Annotated in this window: 16 protein-coding genes and 2 pseudogenes; 1 reads left to right on the top strand and 17 read right to left on the bottom strand. The window is 33.5% G+C overall.

Annotation, left to right across the window (positions count from 1 at the left end):
* The 4 genes from Q360_RS0106125 to Q360_RS0106140 all read right to left on the bottom strand — a co-directional run bounded on the left by Q360_RS0106125 (window position 1) and on the right by Q360_RS0106140 (window position 6,522).
* Window positions 1-3,048 carry an efflux RND transporter permease subunit gene (locus tag Q360_RS0106125; protein WP_027076307.1) on the bottom strand — a complete coding sequence of 1,016 codons (3,048 nt, stop codon included), beginning with the start codon at window positions 3,046-3,048 and terminating at the stop codon, window positions 1-3.
* Window positions 3,049-3,053: 5 nt separating this feature from the next.
* Window positions 3,054-4,115: an efflux RND transporter periplasmic adaptor subunit gene (locus Q360_RS0106130; RefSeq protein ID WP_027076308.1), complete on the bottom strand. Its 1,062-nt coding sequence runs from the start codon at window positions 4,113-4,115 to the stop codon at window positions 3,054-3,056.
* Between the two features lie 10 nt (window positions 4,116-4,125).
* Window positions 4,126-5,493, bottom strand: a complete 1,368-nt coding sequence (locus Q360_RS0106135; RefSeq protein ID WP_027076309.1) for a TolC family protein — start codon at window positions 5,491-5,493, stop codon at window positions 4,126-4,128.
* 177 nt (window positions 5,494-5,670) lie between these two features.
* Complete coding sequence (locus tag Q360_RS0106140; protein WP_027076310.1) at window positions 5,671-6,522, bottom strand: LytR/AlgR family response regulator transcription factor; 852 nt, start codon at window positions 6,520-6,522, stop codon at window positions 5,671-5,673.
* 279 nt (window positions 6,523-6,801) lie between these two features.
* Here Q360_RS0106140 and Q360_RS22485 point away from each other — a divergent pair.
* Window positions 6,802-7,608: pseudogene (locus Q360_RS22485) on the top strand (IS110 family transposase); the annotation flags it as partial.
* Between the two features lie 124 nt (window positions 7,609-7,732).
* Here the strand turns inward: Q360_RS22485 and Q360_RS0106150 are convergent.
* From Q360_RS0106150 to Q360_RS0106225, 13 genes and pseudogenes are all read right to left on the bottom strand, one after another.
* On the bottom strand, window positions 7,733-9,442 hold the full coding sequence (locus Q360_RS0106150) for an amidohydrolase (protein WP_027076311.1): 1,710 nt from the start codon (window positions 9,440-9,442) through the stop codon (window positions 7,733-7,735).
* A 159-nt stretch (window positions 9,443-9,601) separates the two neighbouring features.
* Window positions 9,602-10,195, bottom strand: a complete 594-nt coding sequence (locus tag Q360_RS24500) for a serine hydrolase (RefSeq protein ID WP_051554592.1) — start codon at window positions 10,193-10,195, stop codon at window positions 9,602-9,604.
* 17 nt (window positions 10,196-10,212) lie between these two features.
* Window positions 10,213-10,587 (bottom strand): serine hydrolase domain-containing protein, encoded by a 375-nt coding sequence (locus tag Q360_RS26945; RefSeq protein WP_051554593.1) that lies wholly within the window; start codon window positions 10,585-10,587, stop codon window positions 10,213-10,215.
* A gap of 304 nt (window positions 10,588-10,891) precedes the next feature.
* Window positions 10,892-11,509 carry a hypothetical protein gene (locus Q360_RS0106165; RefSeq protein ID WP_027076313.1) on the bottom strand — a complete coding sequence of 206 codons (618 nt, stop codon included), beginning with the start codon at window positions 11,507-11,509 and terminating at the stop codon, window positions 10,892-10,894.
* Window positions 11,510-11,525: 16 nt separating this feature from the next.
* Window positions 11,526-12,278, bottom strand: coding sequence for an ABC transporter ATP-binding protein (locus tag Q360_RS22495; RefSeq protein ID WP_156950023.1), 753 nt, complete (start codon window positions 12,276-12,278; stop codon window positions 11,526-11,528).
* Window positions 12,279-12,297: 19 nt separating this feature from the next.
* Window positions 12,298-13,950 carry an ABC transporter permease gene (locus Q360_RS0106175; protein ID WP_036195232.1) on the bottom strand — a complete coding sequence of 551 codons (1,653 nt, stop codon included), beginning with the start codon at window positions 13,948-13,950 and terminating at the stop codon, window positions 12,298-12,300.
* Window positions 13,940-14,998 carry a Fe(3+) ABC transporter substrate-binding protein gene (locus Q360_RS0106180; protein ID WP_027076315.1) on the bottom strand — a complete coding sequence of 353 codons (1,059 nt, stop codon included), beginning with the start codon at window positions 14,996-14,998 and terminating at the stop codon, window positions 13,940-13,942. The genes Q360_RS0106175 and Q360_RS0106180 overlap by 11 nt, the downstream gene beginning before the upstream one ends.
* A 361-nt stretch (window positions 14,999-15,359) precedes the next feature.
* Window positions 15,360-16,334, bottom strand: a pseudogene (locus Q360_RS26520) (serine hydrolase domain-containing protein).
* 314 nt (window positions 16,335-16,648) lie between these two features.
* A complete protein-coding gene (locus Q360_RS0106205) occupies window positions 16,649-17,101 on the bottom strand; it encodes a histidine triad nucleotide-binding protein (RefSeq protein ID WP_211251580.1) in 453 nt (150 codons plus the stop codon).
* Window positions 17,102-17,213: 112 nt separating this feature from the next.
* Window positions 17,214-17,615, bottom strand: coding sequence for a hypothetical protein (locus Q360_RS0106210; RefSeq protein ID WP_036195234.1), 402 nt, complete (start codon window positions 17,613-17,615; stop codon window positions 17,214-17,216).
* A gap of 134 nt (window positions 17,616-17,749) precedes the next feature.
* Window positions 17,750-18,289 (bottom strand): cupin domain-containing protein, encoded by a 540-nt coding sequence (locus Q360_RS0106215; protein WP_027076321.1) that lies wholly within the window; start codon window positions 18,287-18,289, stop codon window positions 17,750-17,752.
* Window positions 18,290-18,299: 10 nt separating this feature from the next.
* Window positions 18,300-19,376 carry an SMP-30/gluconolactonase/LRE family protein gene (locus Q360_RS0106220; RefSeq protein WP_027076322.1) on the bottom strand — a complete coding sequence of 359 codons (1,077 nt, stop codon included), beginning with the start codon at window positions 19,374-19,376 and terminating at the stop codon, window positions 18,300-18,302.
* Between the two features lie 77 nt (window positions 19,377-19,453).
* Window positions 19,454-20,035 carry a Crp/Fnr family transcriptional regulator gene (locus tag Q360_RS0106225; protein ID WP_027076323.1) on the bottom strand — a complete coding sequence of 194 codons (582 nt, stop codon included), beginning with the start codon at window positions 20,033-20,035 and terminating at the stop codon, window positions 19,454-19,456.
* Window positions 20,036-20,419: the final 384 nt, after the last annotated feature.

The following is a 20,419-nucleotide window of genomic DNA, read 5'->3' on the forward strand; positions in this document are numbered from 1 at the left end:
CTATTTCTTAATTAGAACGGTAAATAAAACAGGGATGACCACCAATGTTAAAATTGTTGCTACAATTAGACCAAACATAAGTGCTACTGCTAAAGGAACAAACATTTCGTTGCCCGATAACGAAAGTGGAATAAGCGCCATTACAGTAGTTGCTGTTGTGACCATAATTGGAATAAATCGTTGATTGGATGAATCTCTACTCGCTTCAATAATACTCATTCCTTGATCCTTGGCTCTGTTAATAAATGTAATGAGCAATATGGCATCGTTTACAACAATACCTATTAAACTAGCAATTCCTAAAATTGCGGTAAACGAAAATGGCTGACCAGTAACAAGCAAACCTGCAATTGAACCAATAAATGCCAATGGCAAAGTGAGTAGTATGACAAAAGGTTGTGCAAATGAATTAAATTCAATCATTAAAATAATATAGACAAGGAATATTGCAGCAAGTGCAGCAAAGCCCATATTTCCAGAATCTTTTTTCGATGCTTCCCGCTCTCCATTGAAGGTAATATCCGTTCCGGTTGTATCTAGTTTTGGTAATATTTCAAACTCAATTTTATCAGCAATTTCGCTAGGACTATAGCCCTCTTTTGCATCGCAAAACACGCTTATGTTTCGTTCCTTATTATGATGCCTAATTACAGGATATTTCTTCTCAATTTTGATATCTGCTATTTGTTTTAATAAGATTTTTTGTTGCGTTTGTGACGAGACAATTCCCAAATTCTCAAGCTCGGAAATAGAAGATATATTACCCGAGATGTTGACAGGGAATTCGTTTCCATTTTTCCTGTATTTTGTTAGCTCGCTCCCCATAAGCGCCAAATTAATCTGCTTTTGAATATCGTATTGGTTTAAACCTAACGACGCTGCTAAATTGAAATCAATATCGGCTACATATTCATATTTTGCATTACTTATGCTCGTCCCAATTTTATAGGCTCCTTCAAGATTTCGAAGTGTGTCTCTTATCATTTTTGCAACTTCAATATTTCTAGCAATATTATCGCTCGAGATATCGAGTAGCACCGCGCCACCACCCGAACCCGACAAGCTTAATAAGCGGGTTTGAACAGAAGCTCCTATAATTTTTTCGTTAAATTGATTTTGTAAATATGCTGCCAGTTCTTTTTTATTGCTAAAATTTTCGCTCTTATCCATATCAAAATCAACCTTAATTTGTGCATATTCCAACGATTGCACATTTACTTCCATCAGTTGATAAAAACGTGGTAATGGTTTACCAATAGATGACGTAAATGATTTTGTTTCGGGTTGTTGTTGTAAAATATGCTCTATTTTTTCAACAATATTTTCTGTGTTTTCAAGACTGAAACTTTCGCCAGAAATATCAATATAAAGCGTTTGCTTATCTGCTGGCGGGAAATATTCCTCATTAAGAAACCGTACGGATATAAAAGCGAGTATTAATACGACAAAACTAATAGTAAGTGTCGCCTTTTTATAGGTCAAAGCTTTGTCCAAGAAATTAATAAAGAACATTCGTAAATAATTTTTTCTTGCTTTTTTCTCTTTTGACTTTCGTGCAAATAATACGGTTAAGGCTGGTATTACCAGCATAGACACAAAATAGGATGCAATTAAGGAAATAATTACAATTTTTGGTATGGCACCCAACAAATCGCCAGCAGCACCAGGTAAAAATAATAAGGGCGAAAAAGCTGCAATAGTCGTTAATGTTGCCGAAAGTATTGGTTTTGCAGTTTCTTCTGCACCCAGATATGCAGCTTGTAATTTATCTTTTCCTTTATTGAGGTGTTCTTGTACTGCTTCTACCACAACAATGGCGTTATCTACAAGCAAACCCAAAGCAATAATTAAAGCCGTTGTAGATATTTGATGAACCTTTAAATCGAAAACCCACATGGCGACAAAACTGATAAGTATTGAAAGCGGAATAGCCACCGAAACAATAATTGCATTTCTCAAACCCAAAGCAATAAAAACCACAATCATTACAAAAGCAATACCTTGCAAAAGATTCATCATAAAATCAGAAATTGATTTATCGATGCTTTCTGGCTCAAAAGATATTTCATCAATAATTAAATCATCAGGGAAATCTTGTTTTGTGCTTTCAATTCGTTGTCGCACATCCTTACCTATAGGAATAATATTCTTTCCAGATTTAAAGAAACCTGCCAGCAACACTGCATTTTTTCCATTTTGTTTCGTTTTATATTTTACATCTTTACTTTCTAATATTTGTACAGTAGCTAGGTCTTTAAGTCTGAGAGAACTGCCGTTTTCTGTAGACGTATAGAGTATTGTATTTTCAATATCCTTTACAATTCCGAATGGGCTAGTAATATTCACGTTTATCTGGCCATTTTCGGCTTTAATTGCTCCAGCTGGAAAGGTGACATTCTGAGCTTTTATTATATCTGCTACATTTTCAATCGAAATTGGATATTTCTGAAGTTGAGCAATATCAATCTTAATTTCAATTTCTTGTGGAATTTTCCCAATCAGTTCAAAACGGGTAACGCCATCAACTTTGGAAAGTTGCTTCTGAAAAACTTCAGCATAGGCCGATAATTGTTCATAATTGTAGTTTTCGCCGGAAAAACTGATTATCATTCCAGCAGTTTCAATCAGTTTTGTGTCTATGTACGGCTTATATGCATCTTTCGGAATACTATTATCAATATCATTAATAACTCTTCTGAGTTCTTGCCATGATTTTTCTACCTCAGCGTCATTTGTTAAGGATACAACAACAATAGAAGCACTATTAAACGAATAACTCTCTACTTTATCAAAACCTGAAATCTCATTAACAGCATTTTCAATTGGATTCGTAATAAGTTGCTCAATATCTGTTAGTGATGCACCAGGATAAATGGTAGTAATCATTGCAACAGGCACAGCAATATCTGGGTTTTCTTGTTTTGGTAAAAGGTTGTAAAAATAGAAGCCAACAATGGCAACAGCAATTGCGATAAACAAGGTAATCTTGCTCTGTTTTATTGGAGCTGATAGAAACGATGTTTTTAAATTTTGATTTATTTTATTCATGATTTCTATTTAACAATTTTTACTTTATAACCCTCTTTAATACTTGCCGCACCCTTAGTAATTAACGTATCGTTTTCTTTAAGGCCAGAAACCCGAACTTCTTCGCCCGAAAAATCAATAATTCGAACTACTTTTTTTCTTAATCTGTTGTTCTCTGACAGATTAACAAAGTCTTGCCCATTGTTTGAAATATATTTTATTGGTATCCAAATTCCTTGAAGCGTGTCGGTTTCAAAATATATTTTTGTGGTAAGCCCTATACTTGCTTTTATGGAACTATTATTTGAGAAATCAATTTTAACAGTATGTCTGAAAGTCTGAAAATCGGGAAGTGTAGCTATATAATTTACCTGGCCATTTACTTTTTTATTTTTAATTTCAACGATCGCTTTTGTGCCTTTTTTAACTATCTCCAAGTCTTTTTGCGACAATGCCGTTTCTGCAAATAATCCTTTGCCTTGAATAATTATTGTTTCTGCTCCTGCATCAATAAGTTCTCCAACTTTTGGTAAAATATCAGAAACAATTCCGTTGGATTGAGCAATAAGTGTAGCTTGTTTAAAATCTTCATTTTTTGCATCGCTGTTGATTTTACTTTGTTCCCAATCTTTATATTTTAGATCACGATCCAATTTTTCTTTTTCTATATCTGTTCCCGATACCCCTCCTAATTTAAATACTTTATCAAGGTTTTGACAATATTTTTCTGCTTCTAAATAGGCACTTTCGGCTTGTTTTTCTTGGTTCTTAGCTACATTTAATGCTAAACCGAAACCTTTTGTTTCTAATTGCATCAATTTAGTGCCTTTTTTTACAAACTGATTTTTACTAACAAAAATTGATTTTACTCTCCCGGGTGTCAGAAAGCTGTAGTTAATTATTTTAGAGCTTACTAATCCAAAATATTCAATCTGACGAACTCTTTCTTTGGTTTTTAGAATTTCAATTTCAACAGGAAATTCTAGTTCTGCTATCTGTTCTTCTTTTACATCACTGCAAGAAGATATTATAAAAATCGCCAGTAAAAATACTGCGGAATTAGAGGTTTTTAAACTAAATATTTTCATCTTTTATTTTTTAGTAGTTTGCAATTGCGTTGTTAAAATCAATCTGTGTACACTTAAAATTATAAATGCTGTTGTATAAATTTATTTCAGCTCTGTTATAATCGTCACTTATATTTCTTAAATCGATTTGTGATATTAAACCGTTTTTTGCCGTTTCAACAGCAATTTCATAAGCTTTCTTTGCTGTTTCTCCTGTAGATGTAGCCACCTGTATCGTTTTGTATTCCTCTGATAATTTCAATTCTAGATTTTGAATTTCAATTGTCATACTCAATTTGGCTTCTTGTTTTTCAAGTGAAGTAATATTAGATAATATCTTTGCCTTACTTAATTGAGATTTTCTAAAACCACCCGAAAAGATTGGAACAGTCAATGTTACAGCTGTATATATAATTTTATTCTGATTATCTTGAAAGGACAATTCATCTGAACTACTAAAATAACTGTAACCTGCTCTAAAGTCTAATGTTGGATAATACGCTGCTCGCTTATTTTTTATATCTAATTCTTGCAAATAATTATTGGCTTCGAATAATTGGTAGTCAATCCTATTGCTAATTACATCATCTGAATTTACTGTAGCATCTTTTAATTCATATGCTGCTAAATCGTAGTCTATTACAATGCTATCTGTTGGATTTATTCCTGCAATTAATTTTAAATTCCCTAAAAGCATTAAATAATTTCTTTTTGCTTTTAGAGAATTTGGTAATTCTTCTTCCCAGCGTATTTTTGCCTGCAACAAATCTAATTCAGATAATAATTTATTATCAAATTTATTTTTAGACGCTACATAGTTTTCTTTTGCATGTAACTCCGATACCTGACTAACTTGATATACATTTTTAATTAAAACAGTTTGTAAGAATGCTTTTTCAGCTTCAGCAATTATCTTAATTATCTGGTCTTCGTTTTGCAATTTTCCAATGTTAGAAAACTGTCGTGCTGATTTTAAATTATAAATATTTGTAAGGCTAAATAAGTTTTGTTCTAACAAAATATTAGCTTGAAACTCGTTATCAAAATTTATTTTGAATCTTTGCATTATTTGAGGAACTTCACCCGTAACAGGGTCAATCTTTCCAAAGTCCGGAGCCTCAAAAAAGGTGAATTGGTCGTTTAAATTACGTTTTACTTCAGTTTGTCCATTTATTTGTGGCAATAATGCCGACATAGCTTCCTTAATTGTTAGGTCTGCTATTCGACTCTCATTTTTAGAGATTTTTATTTGCAGATTATTTTCACGAACTGTATTCACAAATGTTTCCAAATTGTAAATAGTTACATTGCTTTGCGAAAAAGAAAACTGTGAAATAAAACTTATCGTCATAATTAATAAGCTTTTAATAAGGGTTTTTTGAATACTAAATAATTTCATTTGCTCACATTGTTAAGTTTAAAACAATGCAAAGGTGCGATGCAAAAAAGCGTAATAAAATTTAAAGGGTCTAAGGCTAAAATACAGGGGTAAGAAAGTAATCTTTGGGGTATTTAGTTATTCACCCCATTACTTGGGATAAAAAGCCACTTATACCATTAATTGATATTCAGGTAGTTACGGTTTTGTGGTAACTTTATTAAATTCAGAAATGTAGCTTTTTGATATAGGAATTGTTAGTTCCGAAACCTGATTTAGTTTTAAATTAAAACCCGATGATGTCCTTTTTGCAAGTTCAATATTGCTGGTATTTACAATGAATGAACGATGACAGCGAATAATAGGAGTATTCATAAAAGTAGGTTCCAATTTTTTTATAGAGTTTCTTAATAAAGACTTTGATAGTACACCATTTTCTAAAAAATTAACTTCTACATAATTATCGGCAGCTTGTATAAAAAGTAGATTTTCTGTTTTTAAAACTAATTTTACAATCTCGTTTTCGTCTTTAAGGGTAATATCTGGTAAAATTTTTTCCACCGATTTATTTGTAATATTTTCATTTTCTAAATTCTTGATCACATCTTTAATGTGAATGTAACTAACATATAAGAAATAAGGTGGAAACATAATTAACACATAAGCCAAAAGGTTGTCAAACCAAACAGTTATAAGATTTCCTATAAAATCCTTATCTAAAACTTCAAAGACAAACCAAATTGACGCAACAAAGACTGCTTCTAAAAGAAACCAGAAAAATAAGGAAATAACAGTAAACCTATTTATATTAAATAAAACCCTGATAACAAATTGAGATAATAGCAACACAACAAAAGCTAAAGTCATTGCTATAAATAATTCAATAAATACGTCTTCTTTGGTAATCGATCCTTCGTAATATAAACCAAAAGGTTCAAAAAAGTTGAGAAATACAAAAGCTGTAAAAACAGTAAATGCAACAAGATAAAATTTTCTATTTGTAGAATTTAGGTCAATATCAGATTGTATGTATTTTCTAATTCGTTTCAAGTCAAGTTTTATTAATTGCTTTTTAGTTGCGTAAATGTATTATTATTTCTTAAGGTGTGGAAATTTTGCTGTTTTGCAAATTTAGGATGTGAAGTGAATAATATTAAACTTATCTTGATTTTTCTATTCGGTAAAAAGCTTTTAAAGTTCGTTTACGTCATTTCTCCAGAGCCCATTATAGGTTTCCCTTTTAGCATCCCGAAGGATGCTATGCACTGAACACATCTTAATTTTGATTCCCTATCTTTTAGGATATACATCAGAAAGAACAAAAGAGAGTATTACGATTATCGTCTGGTGCAGTTTCTTTACAAAAACGGAGTTGTAGTGTCTGTTGTAAACCCACTATCGGTATAGCGTTTTATACAGATGAAATTGGCCAAGGTGAAAACGGACAAGAGCGATGTCAAGGCCATTTGTGAATACGCCATAATAAATGAAGTTCCTCTTTATACAGCTCTTACCGATATTCAAAGTAAATGTTTACAGCTTTTTAGAGTACTTGATAGTTATCTAAAGAAACGAATACCAACCAAGAACAAGATGCATGGCGCAGCGGTACTAGGATTGCCTTCAAAGATTGTCTACCGTTCTTTAAGACGAAACCGCAAGGATCTGGACAAAGTGATAGAGGGTATTGATGAGAAGCTCCTTTCTTTGGTAAAACAAGACCAACAACATCCCTTGACCTCGCTTACCAGTATCCCTAGTACTGGAATCAGGACCGCTCTTTTTTTTATTGTTTGCACTGATGGTTTTAAGAAGTTCCAAACGGCATCTCAGCTATGCAGTTATGTTGGCATCACACCTACGATAAGGAAATCGGGCAGTAGGGTCAGAGGTGGTAGTCGAATAAGTAAAGTTGGAAATAGAAAGCTGAGGAAGCTACTATTCTTGTGTTTATTTAATGCCTGTAAGCACAACAAGGCCTGCAAAGATGTATATGAGGGTATCGTGAATAAGGGCAAGAGTAAAAAGTAGGCCTTGATTGCCGTTTCAAACAAACTGTTCAAACAAAGCTTTGTTATAGCCAGATCGGGTGGGCCTTACGATGAAACCTACGTTTCTGTTTTAAGGAAAAAGTAATTGAAAATCATCAATAAAAAAGCCCAAAGAATCATTAAAGAGAATCTGTGGGCCTATAGTACTAGTGTCTTGAATCAATGAAAAAAAGAGTTGTTTTCTACCTCAGTTCTTTGTTGCCCAATGGTTATCTTTTATAAACGGAAAGACCTTCTTTGATAGTTTCTAAGACAACGATATCTTTAATGTCTTCTTCTGCAACTTTTAAAGGGTTTTTATCTAGAATAACTAAATCTGCTAATTTCCCATTTTCTATAGTTCCTTTGTTATTTTCTTCAAAATGTTGATACGCTGACCAGTCTGTAATTCCCTTTAAGGCTTCATAAGGAGTTAATTTTTCTCCTGCCCCAATCAATTTACCGGATCTAGATTTACGTTCAACTGAAATACCAACCATTCTCATTAAGTTGGGTAAAGCAACAGGGGCATCTGTATGAATTGTTAATCTTAATCCTTTATTTAATGCAGTTCTGGTAGGGCTTATTTTATTTCCGAGCTCCTCTCCAATTATTTCCTTATGCCAGTCTCCCCAATAAAATGTATGTAAAGGAAATAAAGACACAATAATATCTAATTCTTTATATGAATCTAGTTGGTCTTCTCTAACATATTGTCCATGAATCAAAACATTCCTTCTATCTTTCTGATCAAACTCACTTGATACCTTGCGTATTGTTCTAATCATTTGATCCATAGCCGCATCACCGTTTGCATGGGTTTGCACTTGCCAATTATTTGCAAAAGCTTTTCTATATAATGATTCAAGACGACTATCTTGAGGTATTGCAGGATAGCCTAAATAACCTTTTTTAGCACCATCTGGGGGTAATATGTATGGCTGCGTCCTCCATGCGGTTCTTCCTTGTGGCGAACCGTCTAAAGTTAGTTTCATACCACCAATACGATATTTTTTATTATACGTTTTAGAATTCCATTTTGTATTCATAAGAGTATCTACAAACATATAATCTACATAACTTACGACGTCAATTTTTAGTTTGTTTTCTTCTGCTTTAACAGCTAAGAATGCATGATTCTCGAGCATTGCCCTTCCTTCTTGTGCTGTTGTATACCCAAAAGATAAAGCCATATCTTGTCCAGATTCGAAAAATGTTTCTGAGGCCTCTTTAGTTTGTGGCGTTAAAGCTTTTGCATAATATGGGATTGCAGCAAGTTCTTCTAAAACACCATTAGGTTCATTTCCGTTTTCTCTTCTAATAATACCTCCTTCAGGATTTTTTGTTTCAGAAGTAATATTTAAAAGCTCTAAACCTTTAGAATTTACAACTGCAAAATGTCCCGAAATATGTATAATCATTATTGGGAATTCAGTCGTTACTTCATCAAGATCATACTTAGTTGGAAAACGTTTTTCTTCAAGCACACTATCATCAAATCCGGCACCAAAAATCCATCCTGTTAAGGCACGATTTTCGGGTGTATTCCACTTTTTTAATATTTTAATAATCGCAGCGATATTATTAGCACCAGCATCTGGTGGTGGTAATATTTGTGCTCCAATAGCTTGTGATGAGAAGTTTGAAAAATGCGCATGAGCATCTATAAAACCTGGTAACATTGTTTTTCCCTTCAAATCTTTCAAATTATGATTTTCCCCAGCAAAAAGCAAAGCTTCATTTTTAGTACCTACAAATTTAATTTTCCCATTGTTAATCACAATGGCTTCAGCATAAGTAGGAGAGTCACCTGCCATAGTAATAATATCTCCGCCACTGTAAACGGTTGCAGAATTTAATTGGTCTGCTCTTTTATTCTGCTTGCATGAAAAAACTACAAGAATTCCAATAAGTAAAGTTAAATTTTGAACAATCTTCATTTTCTATATCTTAATTGTGACTACCGTATTCGTGTATGATTTCATTTTAATTTAGAACTAAGATAATAAATAATAGGTTCTCTTTAGGATTTCCAAAAAAATCCTCGAGAGACTCTTAAACGACTCAGCAAAATGAATTAAACGCGTTGTTGGCCGTAGTTATTTCCGTTCGAGTGTTTCCATCAATCCGAAACATAGTTTGTCGATATTCCCCATATTTAGGCTGAATGCCGAAACGTTCGATAGTAAAATAATTTCGTTTTTATTGGTCGTGTCAATTGATAAAGATGAAGTGTAACCTCCAGTCACTCCATTGTGCCAAACCCAATTTTCTCCCGATTGCTTTTTGATTATGAGCCAACCAAGTCCAATATCCATATGCTCGTTTACGGTCGATGTTTTTGCTCTAGTCAATAGGAGTTCCTTGTTTTCATTATTATATTGTGCAATGGCGAATTTTGAAACAGCTTCTGCAGACGATAAAATTACACCTGCACCTGCTAAAATCCCTAAATCCCAGTACGGCACAATTATGCCTTCGGGATTTTGACCTGTTACGAGGAATGGTTTTATTTGGTTTTTTTCCGTTGTTGTTTTGGTCATTATGAATGTAGTAAATATATTTTCTTGTAACAGTTCTTGATAGGTTTTATTGGCTGTCTGTGATAATGTGTATCCTAAAAGACCTGCTCCTAAATTTGAATAATCATATTTATTGTCCGTCTTTTTCGAAAGTTCGAGTTCTTCGGTCAAGTATTTTTTAACTCCTTTTAGTCATATTTTTCAGGGGGTTGTCTGGATTGACCAAAATTTAAATTCAGATTTGTCGGCAACCTTAGAAGTCCTGAAGTATGATTTGCTAACTCCCTACATTTGATTTCTTGATTACCTTTGAATTGAAATTTTAGATATTGGTTACTATTTTCATCAAGTCCGAGTTCGTTTTCTATGACAAAACCTGCAAGTAGGGTTGAAGTGAAAACTTTTGAAATTGAACCAATTTTAAAGTTTTTGTTTTCAATATTCCTAATCGAATCATTCATCCTTTTTATTCCATAAAATCGAGCAACTCCATTTTCAATAATCGCAATTGAGATTTGGGTGTTATTTGGAAATACCTTTTCATTTGCAAATATCAAGTCCAATTATTCTTTTGTGATTTTACTCTTTTCAAAATCCTGATTGTCCGTTGCAACACTTATTTGCCCGTTTCCACAACTTGTGAGTAAAATCGAAATAATCAATAGAATAATTTTTTCATAGAATGATTGATGTTTGTCTTAATTACTTGCAACGGCAACTTATATGGCAAGTAGGGCAGTTCAAAATGGATAACCTTTCGGGTTTACAATTAGCCAAATCAATGTTTTTGCGGTCTCCGCTAATAGCACTCAACTTTCGTAAACCACCGAACGTTCTATTTGCTATATACAGTGTTACAACTAGCTTTTAATCACAATCTGCATTACAGAATTTGTAGTTAAAACTGTTTAAGTCACCAATATAAGATCCTATAATTCGGTTATTTTCTACGGTTTCAATTATATAATTTAATTTTAATACCACTTGGCCAAGTAATAATTCTATTTGAGCATTATCAATTCTAATTTCACTATTTGATGAATATGAATTAGCTACACTGTTTAAAGACGTCAAATTATTATTACGATCAAAAATCATTTGATTACTTATTGAGATTACAAAATCATTGTCTTCTACATTTCTGTTGTAGGTATATATTCCTGAACGTAACTCACTTTTACTTTTTGCAAAAGAAATCTGTACTTCGGTTGTAGGATTAATTACGTAATCCCAAGGCGAACCACAGCAGGATTGCGTTAATTCATTTCCAATCTCAGAATCAGTGAGAATAACATTAAATTCAGAAATATTTTCTGGCTCAAAAGCATTAGATGTTCCAAATCCCACTCCTGTGCTTTCAATTCTGTAACTATTATTGAGTTTGAATTCAAAAATATTTTCATTTTCATTGTCCTCTTTACCACAGGACATAAATGCCACTAAAATTGCTACTCCTAAAAGGTACTTTATTATTTTTATATACATTATTCTCGACTAGTTTTTATTTCTGGAATAGTTTTAAAACACCTTCCATATTTGCCTTTAATTCGGACATAATATTAGCGATTTCTTCATTTTCAGTACTTTTTGATAATTCAGATATAGGACTGTGTTGTACTATTTTTCCGTTTCTCAAGAAAATAATTTCGTCTGCTATATCGATTGCATCTGAGAGGTCATGAGTGATAAATATCATCGAGGTATTAAGTGTGTTTACAATACCTTTTATTTCTTTGCGTAATTCAGATCTTAAACCGATATCTAGACTACTAAATGGCTCGTCAAGTAAAAGTAATTTGGGCTCAATGGCCAGTGTCCTGGCTAAAGCGACTCTCTGCTCTTGACCACCACTTAATTGCGAAGGATAGGACTTGTTATAGCCTTCCATTTTTACCAACTTAAGCAAGTTGTTTATCATTTTACTTTTATTATCTTTAATACCATAGGCTATGTTTTGTTCAACGGTAAGGTGGGGGAATAATGCAAAGTCTTGAAAAACGAAGCCTATATTTCGCAATTGAGGCTTTACTATTTTGATGTTATCACTGACTATAGATTGTGCTATTTTTATTTCGCCTTCTTCTGGTCTTTCTAGACCTGCGATAAGTCTAAGTAAGGTAGATTTCCCACTTCCACTTTCACCTACAATTGCACATATTTTGCCGCACTCCATGTTGTAGTTAAAATCAGACAAGACCTTTACCTTTCCATCATAAGACTTAGAAAGCTTACTAATTTCTAAAATAGAATTCATGACCATAAAATATCGATATTTATCTTTTTATTTGATCTCTTTTTATTTGATCTCTTTTTTGCAAATAGCTAACGAATGCCATGGATATTGTAATCGTAAAGATCAACATTAATGCTGGTATGGCTGCTTCTGCAACACGTTCGTCATTAGCATACTCATAGGCTTTTACGGCCAATGTTTGTACATTATAGGGTTTCAGGATTAGCGTTAATGGCAGCTCTTTTAGTACGTCAATAAAAACCAATATTCCTGATGTTAGTAAAGCAGTTCTCAATAAAGGCAATTCGATATTGAATAGTGTTTTTATCTTGCCCGCATGTAGTAGGTAAGAAGCTTCAGAGATGTTTTTTCCCACCTTTAAAGAGTTAGCCTCTAATGGATGAAATACCACTGCTAAAAATCGAAAAACATAAGCATATATTAAGACAACACTACTGCTGTAAAATATAAATCCGATTTCCATGCTGAATACATCATCAAAAAAAGTGATAAAAGACTGGCTGCTTCTTATGACTCCTATTCCTATAATAGCTCCTGGTATCACATAGCCAATAGTTGCGATTTTCTTAAAAAAATGGAGACTCTTTAAATGATTCCATCTTGAAAAATAGATCAAAGCCAGTGAGGTAAGGATTATAATACCCGTAGTAACCAATGCGATAGCAAAGCTTTGACCCGCTATCTGTAGCAATTCAATGTTCAATGTTTTTTGATACGTGAGTGTAGCCCAGTAAAAAAGCTGTCCTAAGGGTAATAAGAGACCAAATAGAATAGGAATACCAACTATCATCCAGACTAAAAGCCGCTTACTGCCTTTTAGATCAATTCTATCCGTCGACTTTAGCTGGTCAGTACTACCTTTTACCGCATAAGATTTATTTCCTCTTTGCCACTTTAACAGCCCATTGATAATGACAACCATTACGATCAATAATGCGGATAGATACACCGCTGATTGAAGGTCTTCAAGCATCGTCCATGTTCTAAATATTCCCGTTGTAAAGGTATTGATTCCGTAATATTTAGCGGCTCCATAATCATTTAGTACTTCCATAAATACTAAAAATAATCCACTAATAATTGCGGGTGATGCTAAAGGAAAAGCCACTGACTTTAGATAGCGCCAGTTTGATGCTCCTAACAGGTCACTGGACTCACGAATACTGCGTGGAATAGATGAAAACATAGCCAAACTACTAGCATATACATAAGGGAAAAGAGAAAAGCTCAATACCCATATCAATCCATAGATGTTCATCAACTCTATTTTTTGAATAGAAAACCCAATGGTTTGTAAACACCCGATTAGCGTACCACCGTTGCCTAGTAAGCCAACATACGCATAGGCTACTATATAGGATGGAATTGCCATTGGCAGAAAGAGTAACCATTTAAATACTGATCTGAGAGGAAAATTATAATTGGATATAACCCAGGCTGAAGAAGTGCCAACTAGCGTCGTTAGTATGCCAGTACCTATCAAGAGTACAATAGAATTTTGGATATACTGTAATAGAAAATAGTTCACAATATGTTCCCACATATTACCAACTCCATCAAACAAATAAACAGTGATGGTTAAAATAGGTATCGCAACAAAAAAGCCAATGGCCGCTGTAAACAACGACCATTGGTTAAAATCTCTTCGTATTCTATTTAATTTATTGAGCATTTGGCCCTTTATCCCATGCTACTTCATCAAAAGTTATTACTGCAGCCTTATTCAATTCTCCCAGTTTGGTTAAGGACAGGTGATCTTCCTTAAAATCACCCCAAGACCTTAATAATTCTGACGTACTGGCTGAAGCGTTTACGGGATACTCATAATTAGTTTTTGCAAATATTTCTTGCACTTCTTTGCTTACTAAGTACTCCATAAATTTAATGGCATTGGCTTTATTAGGTGCATGTTTAGTAACACCAATTCCGCTTATGTTAATATGTGTACCTCTGTCGTTTTGGTTAGGGAAAAAGAGTCCGACTGCGTTCGCAGCATTTACCTCAACGGGATCTTTTGAATTAAGTAGTTTACCGATGTAGTAGGTGTTCACAACGGCAAGGTCACCTTCTCCTGCTAATATAGCTTTGATTTGATCTCGGTCATTCCCTTTGGGCACTCGAGCAAAATTTGTAACCAGACCTTCCGCCCACGTTTTTGCCTCTGCCTTGCCATTATTAGCAATGATAGAAGCAAGTAATGACTGATTGTAGATGTTGCTAGAGGCACGAATTAATATCTTGTTTTCCCACTTAGATTCAGTTAATGCTTCATAAGTAGTTAATTCTTCAGGTTTTACTCTTTCTTTTGAATACGCTATGATACGTGCACGCTTGGTCAATCCGAACCATTTATTTTCTTGATCTTTTAAGTAACTAGGTATAGTAGAATCAAGTACTTTTGAATCTACGGATTGTAATAATCCTTTGTTTTTAGCTCTCACGAGTCTTCCCGCATCTACCGTAAGTAATAAGTCTGCAGGGGTTTGTTCACCTTCACTTTCTAGTTTCTGTATAAGTTCGTCAGCACTTGCTTTTACAACATTAATTTTTATCCCAGTCTCTTGTTCAAACTTTTCGAAAATGACTTTGTCGCTGTCATAATGTCTATGCGTATAAAGTGTGATTTCTTGTTTTTGGACTTGTTCTGTTTTCTCCTTGCTATTCTTACAAGAGAACATTAGAGATACTGTGAATAAAAGTAGAATTGAATATTTTAACATTTTATTTTTTTAAATTTATATCTTATTAGAGCAGCAAAAATAGGTTATTTATATTGATTATAAATAGTTTAACTAGATAATTTTGCTTGTTGAGAAGGGTCTTGTGTATGAAACGTAGCGTAGAAAAAGACCCTAACTTTTCAGTTTAACACAGAGCCGAATTTTTATATTTTGTTTTTAACTTATTCATTTTAAAAGCCAAATTAAAAATTTGGCGGTCTTTGTAAATAAGCTCGAACCTTTCGGTTTATCACTTACTCGCTATTTTTTTAATACGTTGTTGGCAATAGTTTCAAATATTTCTATTTTTTTTCAACTTCTTTTTATTGCTCTTTGCAAGTAACTTTGATGCCTATTGGTTTTAACGCTTGTTATAATCAGTTTCGGAAATTGTAGTGTAAACCAGCTTCTGAAAATCAGTTCTCCAATCACGATTTAGTTTAGTAGTATTAGCGCATGCAATAATAACTATATCTTTTTCTGGAAACGCGTAAAACATTGACTGAAATCCCAAAACTCCGCCAGTATGAAAAATCATATTTATCGTATCGTTTTTAACAATATCCAAACCATAGCCGTACTTAACGTCCATTCCCATGTCAATATCTGTGGTAAAGGGTGTCATCATTTTACCCAAAGTCTCTTCTGTTAGTAATAAATTCGATGAAAAGGCCTTGTCTAGTTAATAAAAATTCTCAACTGTTGCGTACATGTTTCCTGCACCTTTTTTTATGAGCATATCATCAAAATCAACATTCTCTACCTTTCCATCAGCATTAACTTCATATCCCTCCGCTCTCTGCATTAATATTTGATTAGGGTAATCTCCGCCAGAATTGACCATTTCCAATTTTTCAAAAACGGCTTCTTGAACAAAAGAATCAAATGGCATATTGCTAACTTTTTCTATGCGTATTGAAAGAACGAAATATTCTACATTACTGTAGTTCATAGCGGTCTCAGATTCTTGAACCAATGGAAAGTTTTGATACATTTAAAATGTTTCTTTAATTGCAAGAATATGCTTTGTCTTATTAAGATCAGGTTGATGTGCAAGACCTGATGTATGAGTCAATAGTTGATGTATAGTAATATATTTCCACGATACTGGAATATCAGAGATGTAAGTGGATAGATGTTCGTTTATATCGATAAGTCCTTTCTCCACAAGAATCATGACTGCAATGGCAGTAATAGGTTTGGAAATAGACCCTATTCGAAATTTTGTGTCTATTGTGTTTTTTACGAGTAGCTCTCTGCTTGCATATCCAAAAGATTTGGAATAAATGCTCTTCTCATTGATAGCAACTAACGCATTACCGCTAAAATTTTCTATATTTTAAAAAAAATAATCAAATTCTTGGTTATCTACATTTAAAGGCTTCTGGTTATTATTATTCACAACGTCACAAAAACAGGCTATTGTGATGCTTAGTGAGAAGCATAAGAGTTTATGAAAATTCATTAAAGCGTGTTGTAAGTTGCTGATTTTTATACGTTTTATGTGAATTATTACCAACGATTTGTATAAGAATAGTAGCCGATTTCAGAAGTAAATTTTTTCAACTTACTACTAATATTTTGCAGACTACAATGTTCCCATGTACTACACGTCCGGCTATTATTTTTATACGGCTTGTGCGCTCGTTCTTAATCTTCTTGTGTAACCATAGGGCCCAAGGTTTTACCACCAAGCAAGTGCATGTGTAAATGAAATACAGATTGTCCTGCGTCTTCATTAATATTCATGGAAAGTCGGTAGCCTGTTTCAGAAATGCCTTGTTCTTTAGCTAGTTTTTTCGCTACTAAAAATAGTTTACCAAGTAATAGAGTATCTTCTTCGGAAATGTCATTAATGGTGTGAACTTCCTTTTTAGGAACAATCAACAAATGGACAGGTGCTTGAAGTCTCAGAGGAACAAAGGCAATAATATCTTCATCCTCATACACAATGGTAGCTTTTAACTCTCCATTAATTATTTGAGTAAACACAGAACTCTTTTCGATTTTACTTGCCTTCTTTTGTTGATATTCTAGGCTCTGACTCCAACAGATTTTAGTGGTTAAGAATAAGAGCATAATTAAAAAGGTGGTATTTTTCATCGTATTATTTAATTTTCAAGTTTTACATCTCTAAATATTTTGGTTAGTATCAACAAATTTTGTTCTTGAGAGAATAATATAAAAGATGAGCCTAAACAATGGTATATAGTTCTTATTTGTTCTTTTCTGTTTTAGTTGGATTAGTTCTGAAAACATATGCAAATAGTATCGCAAAAACTACATACACTGCAGTGAGTGCAATAACAATTTCTTTATGTGTTAGAATCTTAAAAATAACTTTAATCAATGCAATTGCACCAACTCCAAAATGCATTAGATTTCCAAGGGCAATTGGTCTATTATAAATCCCTCCAATTAGCGTACCCTTTGCCATCCAATTTAACATTGCGAACCCTAGGTACATTGCCCCCATCAGTTGGAAAAATAAGGTTGTCATCTGGCTTGGTCTAATCGCCATACTGGAAATAACTTCATTAGGCAGAAATGTTAAAATAGCTCCTGACATGCCTAAAAATATGGTGCTTGAAATCATTATTATTTTAGTGTTGTTCATTTTTTTTAAATTTATTCAGTTAAGTGAGTATTTTTTTAGTCATTTTGTGTCCTTTGTTTTTTAATTTATTTACAAAGAATATTAAAACGTTTCAAATTATATTTTTAGTTAAAGCTATTGTTATTTGTTCGCTTTTACGCATATACGGCCTTGTAACCCATAAGCCTACCGATTGGCGCTAAGAGCGTAAAGACTCCTTTTTGGAGCTTCCAATTTGGCTGTGCTAGTCTTATTTCCTTTTCAAAATTGAGCAATATCAATGCCGTTCTAAGGATATTTGGAGTTCCACCTTTATTCAATTTACCGTCTCTTGCCAGCACAAAGAATGTTTCAAATAAACTGTCAATTTTTAGTGCAGGAAAAAACTCCTGAATATAATGCGCATCTACATCACCAGAGTTGTAAAATGAGTGCGGTGTATTTTTAGGAATGGAAATAGTTTCTCCAACTTCAGCAAACTGTTCCTTCCCGTTTATTGTAAAGTGAAGATTCCCTTCCAGAATAGTAAACCGGTTCTCTTGATATGGATGAAAATGTGATTTTTCTCTTTCGGAGGTAACCGGACTAACACAATCAATTTTTAATTGTGTGCCGTTCGTCTCTGCCCAAGTTTTTAAAAATGTCATTTTCTGCCCTGTGCGAATGTTGACAATTGTGTCGCCTTTCTTTATCATAATTATAGATTTAATCTAATTTATATTTCCCGACGTAGGAAAGCACATCACCACCAATATATAAATGGCCATTAAATTCTTTCACAGCACCTGCTTCTGGGAGCACTGTTCCATTGGTGTCAAAAAGGGATGCTATAATTTCACCTTCTTCTGAAACGTTTATAATCATTCCGAAAGTCTCCGCTTTTGGTTGCATAAATTCTGGTAAACTATAGACAAGTTTTTTCATTCCTTTTTTAGCATGTATGTTATCTAAGGCCTCATTTCTCTTTGTAGAAAACCCTAACCAATAACTACCGTCTTCTCTAATCGAAATCCCATTAGGAAAACCTTGAAGATTATCAATGAATATTTCAGTTTGCCCTGCTTTTGTTCCTGATAACCAATATTTAATAACTCTGTATTTGGTTGTTTCAACCATTAGTAGATAGTCTTGGTCTTTAGAAATGACAACACCATTACCGAAATAGGTACCTTCAATAAGTGTTTTTACTTCTTCGGTTTCTGGATTATAGCTATATAAACCACCTAGAGGTCTCATTTCCATAATAATTTTTCTACCGTATTTTACGGTGTACGATGAGATTTCAGAAGTATTGCTGAAATAGATCATTCCATTATCAGCTATATCAAGTCCATTTGGAATGAGGAACGGCTTCCTATTTTCATCCTTTGTCGCCAAAACTTTGACCTCCTTCAATGGGCTTATACTTATTAAACCTTGTTTGTGACTTAAAGCGATTAGGTTTTGTTCTTTATCGAAATGCAATCCTGCAACCCAGGAACCTGAATTATAAAATTCTTCAACATTTCCTGATGGATCTATTTTTAAAATTCTACCATCACTAAAATCTGCATTATGTACACCTGTATAAAGATTACCCGCATCATCAAACAAGATATCTTCGGGTCCGAACCAACCCTCTAATTGAATTTTTTCACTACGTACTAACTTATCATTGAGTTGTGTCGTGCCTTTAAAGGCTGGTATTGTTTCAGGCTGATAAGCCATAGGTTTAAGCGCACAAGAATTAAGTATTACCATAGATATGGTTGATGCTACAATAATCATTTTTACTTTTTTCATTACTTTGTTTTTAATTGTTACAGTGCAAAGCAACGACGATAAAAAGGGAGAACTCTTTACCTATGTAAAGAAATGAATTATGACTTTTTAGAAGCGAATTGTTTTCTGATTCTACTCAATTGTGTGGCAGATATACCTAAATAGGAAGCAATATGAAATTGAGTAATCAACTGTTCGAGTGTTGGGAATTCTTTTTTGAAAAGAACATATCTTTGAGATGCATCAAGTAAAACTATTTCAATTTCTTTTTTCTCTTTTTCTAAAAAATAATATTCTGCTATTTTTCTTGCAAACCTTTCTAAATCTGGACACTCTTCATAAAGTTGTGTCAAGGCTGCATAATCACAAGTATAAATAACACAGTCCGTCAGAGCCTGTTGAGCAATTAAGTTTGTCTTTCCTGTCAGCAATGAGGAATACGCACCGATAATACTTTGTCCAACAAAAAATTGTTTATTGTAATCTTTACCTTCCTTATTTATGAAATATGCCCTTACAACCCCTGTTTTCAGAAAAGCAATTTGATGAGCAGTTTTATTCTCTTTTGCAAAGTATTCGTTTTTTTGTAGTCTATCTTCCTTAAAATAAGGAACTATTCTATCCCATGTTGCTTCATTGAGTTTTGAAATAGCATTGAAATAATGTTTTAGTTCGTTCATAAATGATGAGATTCTTTAATTTGGAGTATGACGCACAACGCCAAAGCTATAGGTAGTGCGGGAGCAGAGCAGTACTCATTTTCCTTATTTTACACTTAGCTAAAGCAGTTTTTTTGTGTTTATTTTTGTTTTAAATCCCAAATCAAACTGTTTTGGTGGACCTCCTAAAAATACGCAAACCTTATGATATTGACCAAGCCTCGCATTACGTATAGGTCTTGTTAGTGGTTTTATGTAACCCGAACCAAACTCTAAAAGACAGGCTATTCCTATATTACCCGTATATTTTGCCGCTTTTAACATACAGCGATACACCTACGCAGACATAAAAAAAACGAAGAGGTATAGAACTTTTATAAATACGGGCAAGCCACAAGACCGTCT

Origin of the sequence: Maribacter antarcticus DSM 21422, from assembly GCF_000621125.1 — a bacterium.
GTDB classification, from domain to species: Bacteria; Bacteroidota; Bacteroidia; order Flavobacteriales; family Flavobacteriaceae; genus Maribacter; species Maribacter antarcticus.

What these genes read in the sequence shown, in the direction of transcription:
- Q360_RS0106135 (WP_027076309.1), bottom strand. Translation starts at nt 5,493, where the DNA reads ATGAAATTATTTAGTATTCAAAAAACCCTTATTAAAAGCTTATTAATT.
- Q360_RS0106175 (WP_036195232.1), bottom strand. Translation starts at nt 13,950, where the DNA reads ATGCTCAATAAATTAAATAGAATACGAAGAGATTTTAACCAATGGTCG.
- Q360_RS0106165 (WP_027076313.1), bottom strand. Translation starts at nt 11,509, where the DNA reads ATGTATATAAAAATAATAAAGTACCTTTTAGGAGTAGCAATTTTAGTG.
- Q360_RS0106150 (WP_027076311.1), bottom strand. Translation starts at nt 9,442, where the DNA reads ATGAAGATTGTTCAAAATTTAACTTTACTTATTGGAATTCTTGTAGTT.
- Q360_RS0106130 (WP_027076308.1), bottom strand. Translation starts at nt 4,115, where the DNA reads ATGAAAATATTTAGTTTAAAAACCTCTAATTCCGCAGTATTTTTACTG.
- Q360_RS0106220 (WP_027076322.1), bottom strand. Translation starts at nt 19,376, where the DNA reads ATGAAAAAAGTAAAAATGATTATTGTAGCATCAACCATATCTATGGTA.
- Q360_RS0106210 (WP_036195234.1), bottom strand. Translation starts at nt 17,615, where the DNA reads ATGAACAACACTAAAATAATAATGATTTCAAGCACCATATTTTTAGGC.
- Q360_RS0106125 (WP_027076307.1), bottom strand. Translation starts at nt 3,048, where the DNA reads ATGAATAAAATAAATCAAAATTTAAAAACATCGTTTCTATCAGCTCCA.
- Q360_RS0106225 (WP_027076323.1), bottom strand. Translation starts at nt 20,035, where the DNA reads ATGAACGAACTAAAACATTATTTCAATGCTATTTCAAAACTCAATGAA.
- Q360_RS22495 (WP_156950023.1), bottom strand. Translation starts at nt 12,278, where the DNA reads ATGAATTCTATTTTAGAAATTAGTAAGCTTTCTAAGTCTTATGATGGA.
- Q360_RS0106205 (WP_211251580.1), bottom strand. Translation starts at nt 17,101, where the DNA reads ATGAAAAATACCACCTTTTTAATTATGCTCTTATTCTTAACCACTAAA.
- Q360_RS0106215 (WP_027076321.1), bottom strand. Translation starts at nt 18,289, where the DNA reads ATGATAAAGAAAGGCGACACAATTGTCAACATTCGCACAGGGCAGAAA.
- Q360_RS0106180 (WP_027076315.1), bottom strand. Translation starts at nt 14,998, where the DNA reads ATGTTAAAATATTCAATTCTACTTTTATTCACAGTATCTCTAATGTTC.